The sequence below is a fragment of the Bifidobacterium sp. M0399 genome, assembly GCF_016100595.1.
Classification (GTDB): domain Bacteria; phylum Actinomycetota; class Actinomycetes; order Actinomycetales; family Bifidobacteriaceae; genus Bombiscardovia; species Bombiscardovia polysaccharolytica.
Window position 1 is genome coordinate 446,320 of record NZ_JACFSD010000002.1, and the last position, 17,943, is coordinate 464,262.

13 protein-coding genes and 1 pseudogene are annotated in these 17,943 nt (G+C 58.4%); 6 read left to right on the forward strand and 8 right to left on the reverse strand.

What is annotated here, in order from left to right; genetic code table 11:
- Positions 1-4: 4 nt before the first annotated feature.
- The 4 genes from H3V09_RS06485 to H3V09_RS06500 all read left to right on the forward strand — a co-directional run bounded on the left by H3V09_RS06485 (position 5) and on the right by H3V09_RS06500 (position 4,159).
- Entirely contained in the window at positions 5-1,054 is a 1,050-nt protein-coding gene (locus H3V09_RS06485) for a FecCD family ABC transporter permease (protein WP_198191219.1), read from the forward strand.
- Positions 1,055-1,056: 2 nt separating this feature from the next.
- On the forward strand, positions 1,057-2,115 hold the full coding sequence (locus H3V09_RS06490) for a FecCD family ABC transporter permease (RefSeq protein ID WP_198199045.1): 1,059 nt from the start codon (positions 1,057-1,059) through the stop codon (positions 2,113-2,115).
- A gap of 5 nt (positions 2,116-2,120) precedes the next feature.
- Positions 2,121-3,020, forward strand: coding sequence for an ABC transporter ATP-binding protein (locus tag H3V09_RS06495; protein WP_198191217.1), 900 nt, complete (start codon positions 2,121-2,123; stop codon positions 3,018-3,020).
- Positions 3,021-3,172: 152 nt separating this feature from the next.
- Positions 3,173-4,159, forward strand: coding sequence for a siderophore-interacting protein (locus H3V09_RS06500; RefSeq protein WP_198191216.1), 987 nt, complete (start codon positions 3,173-3,175; stop codon positions 4,157-4,159).
- A gap of 232 nt (positions 4,160-4,391) precedes the next feature.
- On the opposite strand, the gene H3V09_RS06505 is transcribed toward H3V09_RS06500, so the two are convergent.
- The 8 genes and pseudogenes from H3V09_RS06505 to H3V09_RS06540 all read right to left on the reverse strand — a co-directional run.
- A complete protein-coding gene (locus tag H3V09_RS06505) occupies positions 4,392-4,982 on the reverse strand; it encodes an anthranilate synthase component II (RefSeq protein WP_198191215.1) in 591 nt (196 codons plus the stop codon).
- On the reverse strand, positions 4,963-6,600 hold the full coding sequence (locus H3V09_RS06510; protein WP_198191214.1) for an anthranilate synthase component I family protein: 1,638 nt from the start codon (positions 6,598-6,600) through the stop codon (positions 4,963-4,965). The genes H3V09_RS06505 and H3V09_RS06510 overlap by 20 nt, the downstream gene beginning before the upstream one ends.
- A 467-nt stretch (positions 6,601-7,067) precedes the next feature.
- Positions 7,068-8,516, reverse strand: coding sequence for an MFS transporter (locus H3V09_RS06515; RefSeq protein ID WP_015022602.1), 1,449 nt, complete (start codon positions 8,514-8,516; stop codon positions 7,068-7,070).
- A gap of 39 nt (positions 8,517-8,555) precedes the next feature.
- A complete protein-coding gene (locus H3V09_RS06520; RefSeq protein WP_046323516.1) occupies positions 8,556-9,479 on the reverse strand; it encodes a nucleoside hydrolase in 924 nt (307 codons plus the stop codon).
- Positions 9,480-9,513: 34 nt separating this feature from the next.
- Positions 9,514-10,332: an energy-coupling factor ABC transporter ATP-binding protein gene (locus tag H3V09_RS06525; RefSeq protein WP_198191213.1), complete on the reverse strand. Its 819-nt coding sequence runs from the start codon at positions 10,330-10,332 to the stop codon at positions 9,514-9,516.
- Positions 10,329-11,177 carry an energy-coupling factor ABC transporter ATP-binding protein gene (locus H3V09_RS06530; RefSeq protein WP_198191212.1) on the reverse strand — a complete coding sequence of 283 codons (849 nt, stop codon included), beginning with the start codon at positions 11,175-11,177 and terminating at the stop codon, positions 10,329-10,331. Before H3V09_RS06530 ends, H3V09_RS06525 begins: the two co-directional genes overlap by 4 nt.
- Positions 11,174-11,992 (reverse strand): energy-coupling factor transporter transmembrane component T, encoded by an 819-nt coding sequence (locus H3V09_RS06535; RefSeq protein ID WP_198191211.1) that lies wholly within the window; start codon positions 11,990-11,992, stop codon positions 11,174-11,176. Before H3V09_RS06535 ends, H3V09_RS06530 begins: the two co-directional genes overlap by 4 nt.
- 146 nt (positions 11,993-12,138) lie before the next feature.
- A pseudogene (locus tag H3V09_RS06540) lies at positions 12,139-12,789 on the reverse strand (ECF transporter S component); the annotation flags it as partial.
- Positions 12,790-13,040: 251 nt separating this feature from the next.
- On the opposite strand from H3V09_RS06540, the gene H3V09_RS06545 reads away from it, so the two are divergent.
- The gene (locus H3V09_RS06545) at positions 13,041-14,912 is read left to right on the forward strand and encodes a PfkB family carbohydrate kinase (protein ID WP_198191209.1); all 1,872 of its coding nucleotides are present in this window, start codon (positions 13,041-13,043) and stop codon (positions 14,910-14,912) included.
- Positions 14,913-15,426: 514 nt separating this feature from the next.
- Positions 15,427-17,496, forward strand: coding sequence for a glycoside hydrolase family 31 protein (locus H3V09_RS06550; protein ID WP_198191208.1), 2,070 nt, complete (start codon positions 15,427-15,429; stop codon positions 17,494-17,496).
- Positions 17,497-17,943: the final 447 nt, after the last annotated feature.

Consider the following 17,943-nt stretch of genomic DNA (forward strand, 5'->3'; position numbering starts at 1 on the left):
CGATATGCGGTCAGAAATGACACCGCGCCCTGATACTCAACAGGCCGTCATGCATCGCAAGAGAACCGGACCCATGGTTTTGTCCGGGCTGATCCTGGCGGCTTGTCTGGTCATAGTCTGCGCCCTATCCCTGGTATTCGGCTCCCGTTCCGTCAGCCCTTCCGACATCCTCCACGCCCTGTCCACCTCCTCGGATGACATTGCGGTCTCGGCCATCCGCCTGAGAATCCCCCGCACCGCCCTCGGTATCCTGGTCGGTGCCGGGCTCGGGGTGGCCGGGACCCTGATGCAGGGCATATCCCGCAACCCGCTGGCGGACCCGTCGATTCTGGGCTTCAACACGGGGGGAGCTCTTGCAATCGTCTGCTCCATAGCCTTCTTCTCCCTTTCAACACCAGCTCAGTATGTCTGGGTGGGATTGCTGGGCAGCGCGATGACCGCACTGGTCGTCTGGGCTATAGGATCCCTGGGCCCATTCGGCCCATCGCCCCTGCGGCTGACCCTGGCCGGTGTCGTGATCAGTTCGGTACTGGGATCCCTTACCTCCGCCATCCTCCTGCCGCGCGTCAATGTCATCAGCTCTTATCGCTTCTGGCAGGTGGGCGGAATCTCGGGCGCCCGGTTCGACCTCATGATGCCGGTCCTGCCTCTTCTCGCTCTTGGACTGATACTCGCCTTCTGCCTGACGCCCGGAATCAACGCTTTGACCCTGGGTGATCAGATGGCCGAGGGGCTGGGCATGCACGTCGGGCGTGTCCGCAGCATGGCCTGGCTTGCGGCGATACTCCTCTGCGCCTCATGCACGGCACTAGCAGGTCCAATCGGCTTCGTCGGGTTGGTGGTCCCCCATCTGGCACGACTGCTCATAGGACCCGACTACAGGCGAATCATGGCCCTGAGCATCCTTATCGGTCCCATCTTGGTAGTTGGAGCTGACGTGGTAGGCAGGATAATCACCCGTCCATCCGATGTGGAAGTCGGCATCGTCACAGCGCTGATCGGAGCTCCCGTATTCGTGATTCTGGCCGGACGCAGAAGAACCGCGGAGGTATAGGCATGGATGCTTGTCTCCTTTATGATTCGGCTAAATCCGACACGATGACCGAGCTGCAGCGGATACGACGGGCCCATGCCATTCGTTCGCTGACAGTGACCGTCCTACTTGTGATACTCCTGGTCGCTCTCGCGCTGGCCGATCTGGCCCTGGGACATCGCGCCTACTCCATGAGCGACCTGCTTGGAGCGGTTTGGGGGCAGTCAGACGAAGGCACCAGGTTCGTTATTCTCCAACTGCGCACGCCCCGGACACTGATTGGCTGTGTCGCCGGCATCGCATTCGGCATGGCCGGAATTGGTTTCCAGCATCTCCTGCGCAACATGATGGCCAGCCCGGACATCATCGGCATTACTGCCGGAGCCAACACTGCTGCCATCTTCGGCATTGTCGTATTGGGTCTGTCGGGCATGCCTCTGGCCTGCCTGGCGGTCATGGGTGGTCTCCTGACAGCCCTCCTGGTTATGGCCCTGGCCTGGCGCGGTTCGTTTGACCCGACCCGGCTGATACTGATCGGAATAGGAGTAGCCGCAGGGTTCAACGCACTGGGCTCCTGGCTGATGATTCGTAGCGACCAATGGAACATCCAGGCTGCGACCAGATGGCTGACGGGCAGCCTGGCCGATGCCCAGTGGACCGATCTGCCGATACTGGCGACAACAACACTGCTCGGCGCCACGCTCCTGTTGGCACTCGACAGGAATATCAGCACCCTACAGCTGGGACCGGAGATGGCCGCAGGACTGGGCGTCAGGGTAAGCCGTGTTCAGTTTCAGGTGATTATCGTAGGCGTGCTCCTCCTGTCTGTCGCGACAGCGACCACCGGTCCCATCTCCTTCGTTTCGTTCCTCTCCGGCCCCATCGCCACGGTCCTGGTCGGCCGGGGAGCATCAGCCCTTATCCAGTCAGGCCTGGTAGGAGGTTGCCTGGTTCTGGGTTCGGACATCGTCGCCCAACATCTGCCCTCGGCCCAGGTGCCGGTCGGCATCATCACCAGCATTGTGGGCGGACCCGTCCTCATCGCGATCATGGTCCTCATGACCCGCAGACAGGAGCTCTGAACATCATGACGTCACCCCCGGCACACAACTCCTGGAGCAGCGAGCATCGGCTGGCCGCCTCGCATCTTCGCCTCACCTATGGCGGACGTACGGTCATCGAGGACCTGAGTCTTGATATACCTCCACACACGATGGGATCCATCATCGGACCCAACGGGTGCGGGAAGTCGACCTTTCTCAAGGCCATGGCTAGGATTCTGAAACCGGCGTCGGGGGCCGTCACGCTGGACGGAGAACCCATCACCAGCATGCCCACCCGCAAGGTGGCGACGATTCTGGGGCTGCTGCCGCAGAACCCGTCAGCCCCCGCCGGCATCACCATCGCCGACCTGGTCGCTCGCGGCCGATACCCCCACCACCACTTCGTCGAACGTTGGACAAGCAAAGACGAAAAAGCGGTGGAACGAGCCCTCGCCCTGACCGGACTGGCCGATATGGCGGGGTGCCCAATCGACCGCCTGTCCGGAGGCCAACGCCAGCGCGCCTGGATTGCTCTGACCCTGGCCCAGCAGACCGACATACTCCTTCTTGACGAGCCGACCACCTACCTGGACATCGCCTACCAGCTTGAGGTGCTTGACCTGCTGAGCACCCTGAACAGGCAGGAGGGCGTCACGGTGGTCATGGTCCTCCACGACCTGAACATGGCTGCCAGATACTCGGATTGGATCCTGGCCATCAAGGATGACAGGAGGGTCGCCTTGGGTGCTCCCGATGAGGTCATGACCGAGAACCTGGTCAGCGAGGTATTCGACATCGCATCCACTGTGGTGACCGATGGGTCCACCGGTGCCCCCTTGATGACCCCGACACCCCTCCATAGTCTCAAAGCCCACTCTGGCGGGGCTTGCAATGTACACGTACACTGGGATGACGCGGCAGGACGACACCAAACAACCCAATGATGTAAAACCTCTCGTCCTGCTCCCCACATCGCTTACCCCGACATCCAGAACCGCGAGGTCTCAAGCCACAAAGTCACAAACTGCCACAACCTGAACGACGACAACCCGACACCAAGATCGACCCATAAACCTCAACCGAAAGAGAGCCGGCCGTGGAACGCCAAGCCGACAATCATCCTGTACCCTTGATCCCCTTCCGTGTCTCCGTAGCCAGAGCAGAAACGCTCTCGCCCCACTTCAAGCGAATCGTCTTCCAGGGACCGGATCTGAAGATTTTTGCAGACGCCGGGTACGATGAGCGAATCAAAATCCTCCTGCCCCTCCCCGACGGGTCTGTGCCGCCCCCTTCCTTCTTTGAGGCGACCCCTGAGGATCCGCTCGCCTGGTACCAACAGTGGAGGACCTTGCCTGCAGAGAGCCGCAATCCCATGCGCACCTATACGGTTCGCAAGGTCAGGCCCGAGAGCGAGCAAATAGATGTGGACTTCGTCATCCACGATCATGCCGGACCGGCTGGAGCCTTTGCAGAGGCTGCAAAACCTGGCAACCAGGCCATCATCATCGGCCCCAATGCACTGGCCGGAGGACCGGTCGCGGGAATGGACTTTCACCCGGGCCAATCCAGACATCTTCTCCTGGTGGGCGATGAGACAGCGGTACCAGCCATCGCCGCCATAATGGACAGTCTGATCCGCGACCACTGGCAGGGCGACGGGGTGGCAGTAATCGAAGTCCCGACCGAAGAGGATCGTCTTCCACTGCCCAAACTCGAAGGAATCCGCGTCATTTGGACGACCTGCGACGAATCCGGGCATGGGCACGCCCTCATCGAAGCCATGCGTAACCTGTTGGAAGACCTGCCGATCCATTCGCCTACGGCCGCAGCCGCTGAATCTTCCAAGGAATTCTCAGAGATTGATATCGACAAAGAACTGCTCTGGGAGACTGCCGATGCCGCCCAAGCCGATGCCGCCCAAGCCGATGCCTCCATTCGTGCCGACGACCTGTACGCCTGGATCGCCGGAGAGGCAGCCACCGTCCGCGAGCTGAGGCGCATGTTGGTCAGAGACCGAGGGATGGACCGGAGCAACGTCTCTTTCATGGGATATTGGCGCCAGGGCCGCAGTGAGATGTCCTGACCCTCCGACCCAGTGAGCGGGCGACCCGCCATGTGCGGACAACCCACTCCAGTCTTTCTTGACCTACGAATCAGAGAGTGATCACACGGAGTCTTCTGACTATGTAAGTATCAGGCCATGGTTGCCGAGCTGAACCTCGCCACAGCATCTTGCAAGACCGATAGAGAGGAAACACAGCCTTGCTTACTACATGGCGGATTATACGGAAAGGAACACGGCCTGGCCTGATGAGTCAGTCCCCGTCTGATGAACCGCAGTACTCCTGGAAGAAATTGGCAATCACCTGGTGACCATACTGGCTGCCGATGCTCTCGGGGTGGAACTGGACACCCTCCATGAGCGACCGGTTCCGCCTCAGACCCATCACATAACCATCCAGAACCGAGCGCGCGCTGATCTCCAGATCGGCAACCCGACTGACCGAGGCCTCGTCAGCAACCAGAGAGTGGTATCTGGTCACGTCGAAAGTATCGGGCAGGCCCTTGAAGCAGCCCTTCCCGTCGTTTCTTATTCCGCTCACCTTGCCATGCTGACGACTGGAGGCCCTGACCACCTGAGCTCCAGCATGTACCGCGATGGCCTGCATGCCCAAGCAGATGCCGAAGACCGGCTTCCTTCCTGCCACCTGATCAAGAAACTCCAGGTAGCCGCAGTCCTCCGGGCGACCCGGTCCGGGGCCCAGAATGACCGCGTCGAAGGCGAGCGGATCCACCTGCGCAAGGCGGTTCACCCGGACAATGGTCGTATCGGCGCCCAGCAGGTCCACGTAGTTCTTGACCACATAGACGAAACTGTCAAAGGCATCAACGAGCAAGACTTTCATGGGTCAGCTCCTTTCCGGTGATGGCCAGGTAGGCCGAACTCATCTTCTTCATGGTCTCCTGCCACTCGCTCTCAGGCTGGGAGTCCTCAACGATCCCGGCCGATGCGCGGAGGTGATAGCTGCCGGAATGGTAGGAGGCCGTCCGTATGCACAGTGCAGTCAGGACCATACCGTCGAATCCGAGGAAACCCACAGCTCCGGCGTACACCCCGCGCGAGCTGACCTCGGTCTCCTCAATGATTTCCACGGCACGTACCTTGGGGGTTCCTGTCATGGTACCGGCGGGGAAGGCGGCCGAGAAGACGTCGTACTTGTCCAGGCCAGGCCGGATCCGGCCGATCACATCCGAGACCATGTGAATAACGTGGGAGTAGACCTCGGTGGTCATCAGCCGGTCCACCTCCAAGGATTCGGGTGTGCAGCACCTGGCTACATCGTTGCGACCCAAATCCACCAGCATCAGGTGCTCGGCCCGCTCCTTGGGGTCGCCGGTCAGCTGCCTGATGGCCGACTGGCGGGCCTCCTCATCTCCGGGATTGCCGACCGTCCCGGCGATGGGCCGCAGGGTTATATCGCCATCAGGGGTCAGCCCAATGAAAAGCTCAGGACTGGCTCCGATGACATGCACCCCTTGGGGAGTCACAAAATAGTACATATAGGGGGATGGATCCTGCAGACGCAGTCGCTGGTAAACCTGGAAGGGCGGAATGCGGGAATCCACCTCGATCTCATGCCCGAGCTGGAGCTGATAGACATCACCCTGGGCTATGTGCTCCTTTCCCTTGGCAAACCACTGATAGAAACGATCCCGATCGATTGTGTCATGGGCCTCATATGGATAGTCCGGCCCAATGCCACCCTGAATGCCGGTACGAGTAGCATCCGACTCAGAAGTTTGCCCCAGCGTTGCGTCGGATTGCAGCAACTCCAGCAAATCTTCTAACAGCGCAGATCCATGCCTGGTCTCCCCGCTTTCGGTTGCTATATTCTGGATCTGTGGACCAGACTGTGCAGAAGATCCGCACTCTCGCAAATTTTCCTCGCCCCCTGGAATGCCACACTCAGCAGTGTCCTCTTCGACATGAATTAAAGTAGCGCAGTGGTCGCCGGCCTTCAGATCCAAGGTGATGATTCCCCGATAAAGCGTCAACGAGATGACCGGCAAGGCCGCGTCCCTTGGTATATGCTCCTCCAGATCCTCAATCATGAAGATGGTGTCATACCCGAAGTAGCCGAACCAGCCCATCCCGAAAGGGCCTTTGTGGTCACCGCTGATGACGAAGGAGGATTCCAACCGCCTCAGCACTGCAAAGACCTCCTTGATGTCGGGGGCCGGATGGTGGACCACCCCCTGCTCGATCCGGCCAAATGTCTCCAGGATTCCTGTCAGCTGAGCATTGCCCAGAGAATCAATGGTCATGACATGGTCCGTCACACTCAGAGTCAGCATCGGCTCGAACCCAATTGCCGAACGATTCCGGTCTTTATCTGGGCCACTTAGAGACTCCAGGAGGAAAAGCTGATCCTCCCGATATCTGGTGCACAGCCGTCTGTAGATGGCCAGAGCATCGAGGTCACTGGAGAATCGGCTAGATTCCATGGTTACGTTGATAGTCATTAGGGCACTTCCTAAGTCAAGTACTGCGGTTTGGAAACGGCAGATGAACCTCACCTGATGCCGATTCAGCAGGCCATAAATATGGATTTCCTGTGGCAGCCTGTCCACAGATAATAAAAGAGCAACCTCAAACACCGAGGTAAAGAGGTAAATCCAGGAATTAGAAGAAGAACCGGCTAAAACATCAACGCCATCGGGCATCGACATAGAAGAAGACACCCTTGGGCAACCAGGGCTGCAGTGATGTCGTTTTCTCCATGGCCACGATGCTAGAGCACCAGGATGCAACCGCCCAACCGGCATCCATAATCCGGACATTTTTAGACCGAAAGCTGTTCACCCGCCAACGGCGTTGCGGAAGATATGCCCATCATGCCCAACGGAATTCTATCCACACCCTTATAGAGAAGAACCGGGCCCAGGAGTAAATCCCAGACCCGGTTCTCTCAATTAAGCAGCTCGGAAGATCAGTCCTCGTCCTCAGCCACGCGGGAGTGGCTGTAGATCATCTTCATGGAGCAGATGAAGAGCACCAAGCCCAGCAGGATGATCACGCCGCCGATCATGAAGACATTGGCGTAGGTCGAAGCCAGGCCCTGCGCTGTGCCGGCCAGGCTGCCCGAACCCATGGATCCGTTGGCCATGAGCTGGCCGAAGAGGGCGACGCCGACAGAGCCGGTGATGGCCTGCAGGAGGTCGTTGAAGCCGAGCACACGCCCGGACTCCTCAGGAGCCACGGTCAGGGTCGCGGTGTCAACGATGGGCTGGTAGAAGAAGGAGGTGCCGAAGTAGTAGATGCAGGGCGCTACAGCCAGGGCCCAGATCTTGCCGGCAGGAATCAGGAAAGCGATGGCGATCAGACCGCCGCCCATGCAAGCCAGGGCCAGGATGACCGAAGCCTTGCGCCCGATCTTCTGGATGATAGGCCCGGCAGCGAATCCCATGATGCCAGCCAGGATGATGGACCAGACCAGCAGGTTGGAGACCTTGGAGGAGTCGATGCCGTACACGTTCAGACCAATGGCGTTGACGCCCGCGTTCAGGGTGTAGCTGAAGAAGTAGCCGACGAAGATGACGGTCATGGTCATGGCAAATGCCGGGTTGGTCAGCATCTTCGGAGTGATGAAGGGGTTGCTGGCCTTGTTGACGTAGACCAGGAAGGCCACCAGGGTCACGATGCAGGCGATGCCCCAGCCCCAGTTGATGTCGGTGAAGAACATGGTCACCGAAGCGGCGAACAGTCCGATCAGCGTGAAGCCGATGCCGTCGATCTTGACGCCAGCGGCATGCTGGTCGGGCAGGTTCTTGGCCAGAACAGGAATGAAGAAGACGGCCAGGATGCCCACGCCGAAGAGCCAGCGCCAGTCAAGCAGGGTCATGTAGCCGGCCAGGAAGACTCCCAAGGCGGCGGCGAAGCGGAAGACAGCGACGAAGACGCCGTACCAGAGCACGCGCTTCTTTTTCTCCACATACTTGGAGACCAGAACCAGGAAGATGGAACCGGAAACCTGCCAACCGGCAGACTGCACCACACGGGCGGCGATGACGATCCAGATGCTGAAGGTGCCGAAGCATCCCAGAATCGACCCCAGCACGAAGACGATCGTACCCAGGATCATCATCTTCTTCAGGGAGACGAAATCGCCCAGGGATCCGTAGATGACGCAGACGATTCCCAGGATGATGCCGGGCAGGGAGGTGATCAGCGGCGCCAGATTGGCCTGGTTCAGCTGCTTGCCGATGTTCACGTAGATCATGCCAAAGGCCTGCTGCTGGAGCACACCCAGGGTGAAGATGATCAGGACCACCGGGATGGCCACGCGGGCCATCTTGTTCATTTTCGCGAACTCGGGAGTCCCCTCCTCGGGAACGGGTATGCCGTTCTTCTGCTCCTCGGAGACAGTTGACTCACTCATTTTTCCTTAGTTTCCTTTCGGTTCTTCTCAATGCGGAAGCTACTGGCGCTGGACCCGGCCGACCCTGTCGACAAAGGCGGAGCGGAATCCGTCCACATCCACGTCCACGCAGACGCTGGCGTTGGCTTTGCCGCCCAGGATGCCGTCGTAATCGACCACCGTGGCGCCCAGGGTGAGCGGACTGGAAATCTCGACATCCACGAAGGCCTGGCGCATGGTGAACAGGTCGGGCTGGAGCAGGACCATGGCGGCGGAGGGGTCATACATCTTGATTCCCTCCTCGATATGTCCGCCGTCGTAGGACCGGAAGAGGGAGGCAACCATGCCGCCCACTTCGCCGGCTGCGTCCAGGTCGTCCAGGTCTCCGGCGACCAGATGGGCCTTGCGACCGATGTCCAGGCCGACCATGGTCACGGGCAGCCCGCTGCGGAAGACCATCTTGGCAGCCTCAGGATCGACGGAGATGTTGAACTCGCCATAGACCCCGATGTTGCCGCGTCCGGTGGAGCCTCCCATCATGACGATCCGGTCGATGTGGTCCTTGACCTCCGGGAAGGTGGCCAGCAGCAGGGCGATGTTGGTCAGAGGGCCCAGGGTCAGGATGGTGACCGGCTCATCGCTCTCCAGCAGCACCCGCCGCTCCTCCAGGACCGCATTGTTCTCGGTCAGCAGGCTGGTGTCCGGCTCAGGGAAGACGAATGACCCCATCCCTGACTTGCCGTGGGCTTCGGTGGCGAACCTGTTGTCACGCATGAGCGGGGCCGCAGCGCCACGGGCCACGGGGATGCGCCTGCCCAGGAAGGTCAGCAGCTTCAGGGCATTGTTGGTGGTGTGGCCGATGCCCACATTGCCGGACACCGAGGCTATCAGCCTGATGTCGAAGCTGGGCTCGTCGACCAGCATCGTAATGGCCGCAGCATCATCGATGCCAGGGTCCGTATCGATGATCAGAGGTCTGGTCATTGCTTCACTCCTTTTGCTCTTGTCGTATCCAAACTCAAATTCCTGCCCCCGCTTTGGCCCGCCGGGCTGCATCGACAAAGCCCGAAACAGTGAAGACCGGACCATCCAAGCCGATCTGCCGGGCTACCCGGGTAATGGGCGGAGGTGTCACGTAGGCCTGCTTGAGCACATCCTCCCGGGCGAAGACCTCCTCGCGGCTGCCATCCAGCAGGACCCGGCCATGCTGCATGAGCACAACCCTGGGGAAGTTGCGGGTGACGAACTTCATGTCGTGGGAAATCGTGATGCAGAGCTTGCCTTGGTCCCGCAGACGGGCGATGATGGCAGCCAGCCGATCATTGCCAGCCTTGTCCTGCCCGCATGTGGGCTCATCAAAGACCACGGCACCCGTATCCATCATGAGGACGGAACCGATGGCGCAGAACTTCTTTTCAGTAGGGCTCAGATCAAAAGGATGATCGTCCAACCGGTCAGCCAGACCCACTAACTCAGCCACCTGCTCCATACGTCGCCCTATCAGATCCTGATCGAACCCAAGCTGCCGGGGACCGAACTCAAATTCCTTACGCACACTGTCCAGAAAAAGCTGATCATCGGGATTCTGGAAGACGTATCCCACCTTCCGGGCCCACTGGGCCGTGTCCGCCGCAGCCAGATCGATACCGTCAATCAAGATCCGACCACTGGTCGGTCTAAGGATGCCGTTCAGATGCTTGGCCAGGGTGGTCTTGCCGGCGCCGTTCTGACCGATCAGCGCCACGGGCCGGTCGCCTTCGAGGGTCAGATTCACTCCGTCCAAAGCACGATGGCCATGCGGGTAGACGTACTCCAGATGCTCCAGGTCGATTTTCATCGCAGCGCCTCCCGAATCATGCGTACCGCCTGGTCCTCGCGTACGGGCAGATCCGGCAGATCGAATCCTGCGTCCTGCAAACCTCTGCCGAGCTTGACGTAATCCGGTATGTCAATTCCCCACTTCACGGTCTCGGGATCGGTGAAGACCTCCTCGGGAGTGCCCATGGCACGGACCCGACCAGCGCCCAGAACCATGACCTGGTCGGCGCATCGGGCGACCCGCTCCATATCGTGATCCACCATGACTACGGTGATCCCCTCCTGGTTGAGTCGCTTGACAATGTCGAAGATCTCTTCGCTGCCAAGCGGATCCAGCTGGGCCGTGCATTCATCCAAAACCAGGATGTCCGGTTCCATGATCAAGGTCGAGCCGAGGGCCACCCGTTGCACCTGGCCGCCGGAAAGCTCCAGAGGGTTCTTGTCAAGCAGATCCTCGATATGCATAAGAGCAGCCACCCGAGCCACCTTGGCATGCATGGTTTCACGTGAAACCCCATGATTGCCCAATCCGAAAGCCAGTTCCTCGGCCACGGTCCCGGCCGTATAAGAGAGCTGATTGAAGGGGTTCTGAAAGACCAGGCCCACGTGTCTGGACAGATCGGCAATGGTCGAAGTGGCTACATCCCTGTCCTTAATTCTGACGCTTCCCTTGGATTTGCCTACGAAATAGTGTGGAATCAGACCGACCAAGGCGTTGCACAGGGTCGATTTGCCCGACCCGTTGGCTCCGACGATGCAGAAGAAGCTGCCCTGTTCGACGCTGAAACTCACCCGCTTCAAGGTGGTCCGATCGGCATCACGGTATCTGAAGGAGAAGTCCTCCACTTGTATGACCTTGGTCATGCCCGGCCTCCCCACTGGATGGCCAAGGTGATCATGCCTGCGCGCGAGAGGCAGGCGAGCATCAGGGCCAGCACCAGAAAAACGGTGAACAGGATGGTCACCACGGTGTCACTGCGCCGCCAGACAACCTGAAGGTAGCTGGTCTGCCGCACTCCCCGGATGCCGAAGCCGCGTGTCTCCAGGGTCATTCCGCGCTCCTGCGAATCCGTCAGGGAGGAAAGGACCACCGGTCCGAGCAGGGGCAGGAAGGCCCGCGCCCGGGAAATCAAGCCGCCACCAGTCTCCAAGCCACGTGCATGCTGAGACTGCTCGATAATCGCAATCCTGCGCTGCATCTGCGGGACCACATTCAGGCTGGCCAGAATCAGGTAGCCGATCTTCGAAGGCACGCCGATCTGTGTCAGAGCAGCAACCAGGCGACCCATGTAGGTAGTTTTATTGGTCAGGTAGAAGGATCCCAGGAAGACCAGAAGTGTCACTACGATTTTGGCCGCGTAGAGGCTGCCTTCAAGACCCAGCTCGGCAAATCCCAGGTCAAGAATGACCTTGGTATTCCTCGGGCTGTAGCACCCCTGGATGAACAGCAGCATGAGCGTAACGGGAATGCCGAACCCCAGCATCACGCCGGAGAAGGGCCGGAGCACCCGAGCCAGAGCCGCTGCGATAAAGAGCATGACGATGATTCCCAGACCCAAGGTAAAGTCCGACCAAACCAAGGTCGCCAAGCCCAAGGAGCACACGCCGACGATCTTGGCCATGGGATGCATGCGAGCCAATGGAGAATCGGGAATCCCGTTTGATTCAGGGCCAGGCATCAGCGTTCAGACCCTTGGGTATGGTCACAATCCAAGTCCGCGGGGGTACCTGGCGATGAGCCCCGATCAGCTTCTGCCCCGATGTCGACCTTCACCGGCTGCGATGCACTCTCTTGACTGGACGCTCCAGCCGCTTCATGCCCATCCTCGTCTTCGTCCTCATCCAGGTCATCCAAATCGTCCAGATCCGCCTGGTCCTCGCTACCGTCCAGGGCGTACTGGCTCAGGAAACGCTTGGGGATTCGACGCACAATCACGTAAGCAATCAGGACGGTGATGCCCTTGTCAATCAGATTCTCCAGCATGGAGGAGGAGAGCACAGAGATAACGATGTTCTTCACAGCCACCACCAGTGCAGCTGTGAGGACCGAGGTGCCATTGACCCCGGTGGCGCCTCCGTAGACGAGCACGGTAATCAGAGAGGCGGTGACCGTGTTGACCAGGGCGCAGGCCAGCCAGACCAGGACGACTCCCCATATCCGTTTGAAGAGTCCGGCCTTGACCATGTATCCGATCACCAGCCCACACAGAACGCTGGAGAGCGCATAGGGCAGATAGACCGGATTCGCCACCAAGGCGAGGAAGACGTTGGTCAGCAGTCCACACAGGGCAGCCACCCAGGGACCGGACAGACAGGCGATGACCGTGGTGCCAATCATGTCCAGGAAGAGCGGCAGTTTGAGGGTAGAGCTCAGAGTCCCGCCGATGAGGTTGATGCCCACTGCGATGGGTATCAGCACCAAGGATTTTGTCGAAAACTGCGCAGTGATTCCTCTCCATAACGATCGCGCGCTCATAATCCGTACCGCCTTTGGTCCTTGAATGTCGATTTCTGCAGATGGCCGTCGCTCACAGCCAGATCCGCATCACCGCTTTGAGAAACCACTTTAGTAAACAACTTTCATTGACCGAGACTATCAACAGCCGGATGGGGTGTCAAATGCGAAACCTCCGATGACGATCTCTCAGGTAAGCTTGATTCGCTAGATCCAACAGGTCGACAGAGCCGTTCGCCGGAGCGTCAGAGATGAGGAGGACAGGAAACCACATGAACATCAAGGACATTGCTCAGCTTGCCGGCGTATCCACATCGACGGTCTCCAAGATTGTGAATCACAGGGACGCGAGCATCACAGCCGCCACGCGCGACAGGGTTCTTGAACTGGTCAGGAAGTACCACTACACGCCCTACGGATCCTCCAAACCCAACACCACCACCTGGAGAATCGGAGTCCTGCTGAGCTCATCCATCTCCATGGACTCCACCTTGGACGGAATCATCCAGCAGGCACAAAAGTCGGGGTACGGCACCCTGGTTTTCAACAGCTACGGCAATCACGACCAGGAGGAACGCAACATCCTGGCCGCTCTTGAGCATCGAGTGGATGGTATGGTCTGGGAGCCGATCGACCGCACAAGCCTGGCCTTGAAAAGCAAGATCGAAGCACAAGGGATTCCCGAATTGACCATTGGACCCCTGGGAGACGACCGGACCGCGCTCATGCCTTACGAGGAGGCTGCATACAGTCTTACTGAAGAGCTGATCAAGCGCCATCACACCAGCATCGCCTGTCTGCTCTCGCCGGGCAGGCGGACCCAGAGCTTCCTGCACGGTTATCGTCGCTGCTTGTTCGACCACAACATCCAATACCACACTGACATGGTCCTGGAAACCATCGGCGAGGACCTGACCCAAGTCTTGGAGAACCGGCAGGTCACCGGAATCGTGGCATCCCACTATCACCATGCCCTGGAATTCCTTCAGTTCGCCGAATCCATGCATTACCGCCTGCCCCAGGACCTCTCCCTGGTCTCCCTGATGAACGACACCAACGTGCATCTGCGCTACCCAGGCAGCCCGGAGATATCGTCCTACGTCATGCGCAATGCCGACTTCGGTGCCTACCTGTGCCGACGGATCATCCACACCATCGAACATGAATCCCAGTCAAGCGAGGCTTTCGAGCACGTCTTCGCCTTGGACGGCGAGCAGACTGTCGGCCGGCCCCCGGACCAGCAATGCAAGAAGATCGTGGTGGTCGGCAGTATCAACGTGGACACCTACCTGACCGCCCCCAACCTGCCCAAGGCGGGCATGACCACCACGACCAGAAACTTTGCCTCCACACCGGGCGGCAAGGCCACCAACCAGGCTGTAGGCGTGGCCAGGCTGCAGCATCAGGTCTCCCTGATCGGCAATGTCGGCAGTGATCCGGCCGCAGACTACATCTACAAAACCATGAGGCAAGCCCATGTGGATGCCACCGGTGTGCGCAGAGTCACCGGCGCGGACACGGGCAAAGCCTACATCTTCGTCGACAGCAAGGGCGAGTCGATGATTTCCCTGGTGGCAGGCGCCAACGAGTCTCTGACCCCGGACGACATCACCGAGCGCGATCAGATCTTCCGGAACGCCGGCTACTGCCTGATCCAAACAGAAATTCCCATGGATACCGTCGCCGAGGCATGCAGAACAGCCAAGCACCACCAGGCCGCCACCATCGTCAAACCGTCATCCTGCGACCACCTGCCTGAAGACCTGCTGACTTCAATCGACATCCTGATCCCGAATCTCAACGAGTTGAACACCCTGATACCCGGACCAGGATCCGTGGTAGACAAGGCGAAACAGTTCATCGACGGCGGGGTGGGCAAGGTCATCATCACCCTGGGTGAGCGCGGCTGCACCCTGGTCACTGCCAGCGGGCACAAGGACTTCCCGGCCCACGAGACCCGAGCAATCGACGACACCGGCGCCAGCGATGCCTTCATCAGTGCCCTGGCCTCCTATCTGTGCAGCGGATGCTCCCTGGACAAAGCCGCCCACATCGCCAATCTGGCCGCGGGCTTCAGCGTCGCCCACGAAGGCGTCATCCCCTCCCTGATCGACCGCCGTCAGCTGGAGGGCCTGATCGACTGAGGAATCTGGGCGTGAGTAAGGTCCGAAGGCTGTGATTGTCCTAGGCCTTGCTCTGACTCAAGCTGAACGTCCCCAGGTCCTCCGACTGCCGTGTCTCTCTTCACGATCTACAGTCATGGCCACGTCTCGGCCTTTTGGCGTGCATCCCCGGTCCGATCACTGCGGATTCCACAGCAACTGTGCCATTCGCCGTCATGCTGCTTCACATTGGCATGTATTCACAACTATCGCGACGACCTCGCTGTTCTCACTGTTTGGTATGGCCTGACTTCATGTTTTCGTCAACGCCGGATTCCGACGGGGCCGCATGCATCCCATCACGATGGGCCCCTATAATTTTATAGGGCGCAGAATCAGAAACGAGGGCCATTGATGGCTGCAACTGTTCTGACTTCGGCGCCAACCGCAATACTGCTTATGGTCGCACGGGAATATGTCATTGCGGGAGTTGCAACAGGTGCGATAAAGGACTGATCTCAAAGGTGAATCAACCAGTTGGAAGGGTACCGAATCAATGCAACATTCAACATTTACTATCGACGGCCAAGCTCTGAAGTGGACAGGCGACGGTGAATACCTTCGCATCGAGCCCTGGGGAACAGATTCGATACGCGTCCGATCCTCGCAGATGCACGAACCCGAAGACCCGGACTGGGCGCTTTTACGCGACCACCACGAGCCTGCCGATGCGGTGCACATAAGCATCGATGACGAACAGGGACAGGCCACCATAATCAACGGATCTCTCATGATCAAGGCACAGACTTCGGGAGGCATTGACACAGGCAACGGTTATACCGACAAGTGCCTGCTCAGCTTTTGGCGCACCGACGGCAGGCTGCTCTTCAGTGAGATGAACGATGGCGGCTCCTTGAATTTAAGAGCGCGTTCTTTCACTCCCATCGTGGGAGGCGACCACCAGGTCAAGGTGACATTCGTGCCTCCAGAAAACGAACGTCTGTATGGCATGGGCGAATATCAACAGAACATCATGAATCTGAAAGGCTGCACTCTCGAACTGGCCCATAGGAACTCGCAAATCTCCATACCTTTCGTCGTTTCCAGCTGCGGATACGGATTCCTATGGAACAATCCAGCCGTGGGTGCTGTCAGTTTTGGGAAAAACAAGACTCAATGGTCGGCGGACAGCACTCGACAGATTGATTATTGGATTACAGCCGGTGCCGATTATCGCTCAATTATGGCCCATTACGCAGACGCTACCGGCCATGCTCCTCAGATGCCTGAATGGGGTCTCGGATTTTGGCAGAGCAAGCTTCGCTATTGGAACCAGGATCAATTGCTGGAGGTTGCCAGAGAGTTCAAAAAGCGCGATATCCCTCTGGACCTCATTGTCATCGACTTCTTCCATTGGCCTCACATGGGTGATTTCAGATTCGAGGACGAATTCTGGCCAGATCCCGTCAGCATGAGCAACGAATTGCACAAGATGGGGATTCGACTCATGGTGTCAGTCTGGCCGCAAATAGCACTGACTTCTGAAAACTATCCAGAGATGAAAGCCAAGAATCTGCTGGTACGAGCAGACCACGGCGAAGACATCGGCATGATGTTCGAGGGGCCCAGCCAGTTCTTTGATGCCACCAACCCTCGAGCCCGCCAATATGTATGGGAGAAATGCCGTGAGCACTACGCTGATGTCGGTGTCGATGCCTTCTGGCTTGATGAAGCCGAACCGGAGTATGGCACTTACGATTTCAGCAATTACCGCTACTGGGCTGGGCCTGCTCAGCAAACAGCAAATTTGTATCCGCGGGAATACAACAAGGGATTCTACGAGGGGCAATTGGCCTACGGGCGCCAGGGACAGATCGTTAATCTCACCAGATGCGCATGGGCCGGATCCCAGCAATATGGGGCTCTTGTATGGTCGGGCGATGTTGCATCCACCTTCGAAGCGTTCAGAGCACAAATCACTTGTGCTATCCATATGGGCATGGCCGGCATTCCTTGGTTCACCACCGACCTTGGCGGTTTCCACGATGGCGATATCGACGATCCTACGTTCCGTGAACTGCTGTTGCGGTGGGCGCAATTCTCCTGCTTCTCGCCCGTCATGCGCAATCATGGTGACCGTAGCCAGCATCACCCCGATGGAACCACCAAGACCGCTGTCACTACAGCGCGAGGCGAACGACGATTACCGTCCGGGGCGAGCAATGAACCGTGGAGCTACGGAAAGTCTGTCGAAGACATCTATGTCAAGTTCATCAAGATCCGAGAACGTCTTCGCCCTTATTTGCGTGAGCTGTTTACTCAGGCGCACGAGGATGGGCAGCCGCTTATCAGGGGATTGTTCTACGAATTCCCCCATGACGATGCCGCCTCCGATATCGCCGACGAGTATATGCTCGGACCTGATCTGCTGGTAGCCCCTGTAGTAGAGGAAGGGGCCAGATCTCGACAGGTTTATCTTCCTGGAGACGCGACTACGAAGTGGCAGGATCTTCGCGACGGAGCAATGTACGACGGCGGTCAGACGATCACCGCAGAAGCCCCGCTGGATACCCTGCCGGTATTCGCCAGGAACAGCAGAAACCACGAGCTGCTGGGCATACTCTGATCTATCCGTTAATAGTCACAGATGTTCATCGTCATTCGCATCGGGTCAGGGCTGCTCGTCCTGACCCGACTTGTCAATCAAGACATGATTCATCCCGTTTCCAGTTTCCCTGAACTTTCATGCTCATATTCCACCCTGCGCAACGTTCACTCAGGAAGTTTGCCAAGTTATTGAATAGCGAATCACCGAGTGACGAGCCGTAAAGAGTTCATCTCCTGGAAGGCAGTTGTAAGGTAATCGATAAATGGAGCAACAGGCCAACAAACGGATGCCGATGACCATGATTTCTACCAGCATCAATTCCAACCGGCCTGGTCAGCAACTGTCACCAGAGCCCCTGATAGGCTTGCTCATAACTTTCAAAGAGCGAATAATGATGTCCAAAGTGCTCTGCGAAAATGACTAACTAGCACGCAATAGCCGTACCTATGTCCAGATAGGATTCGA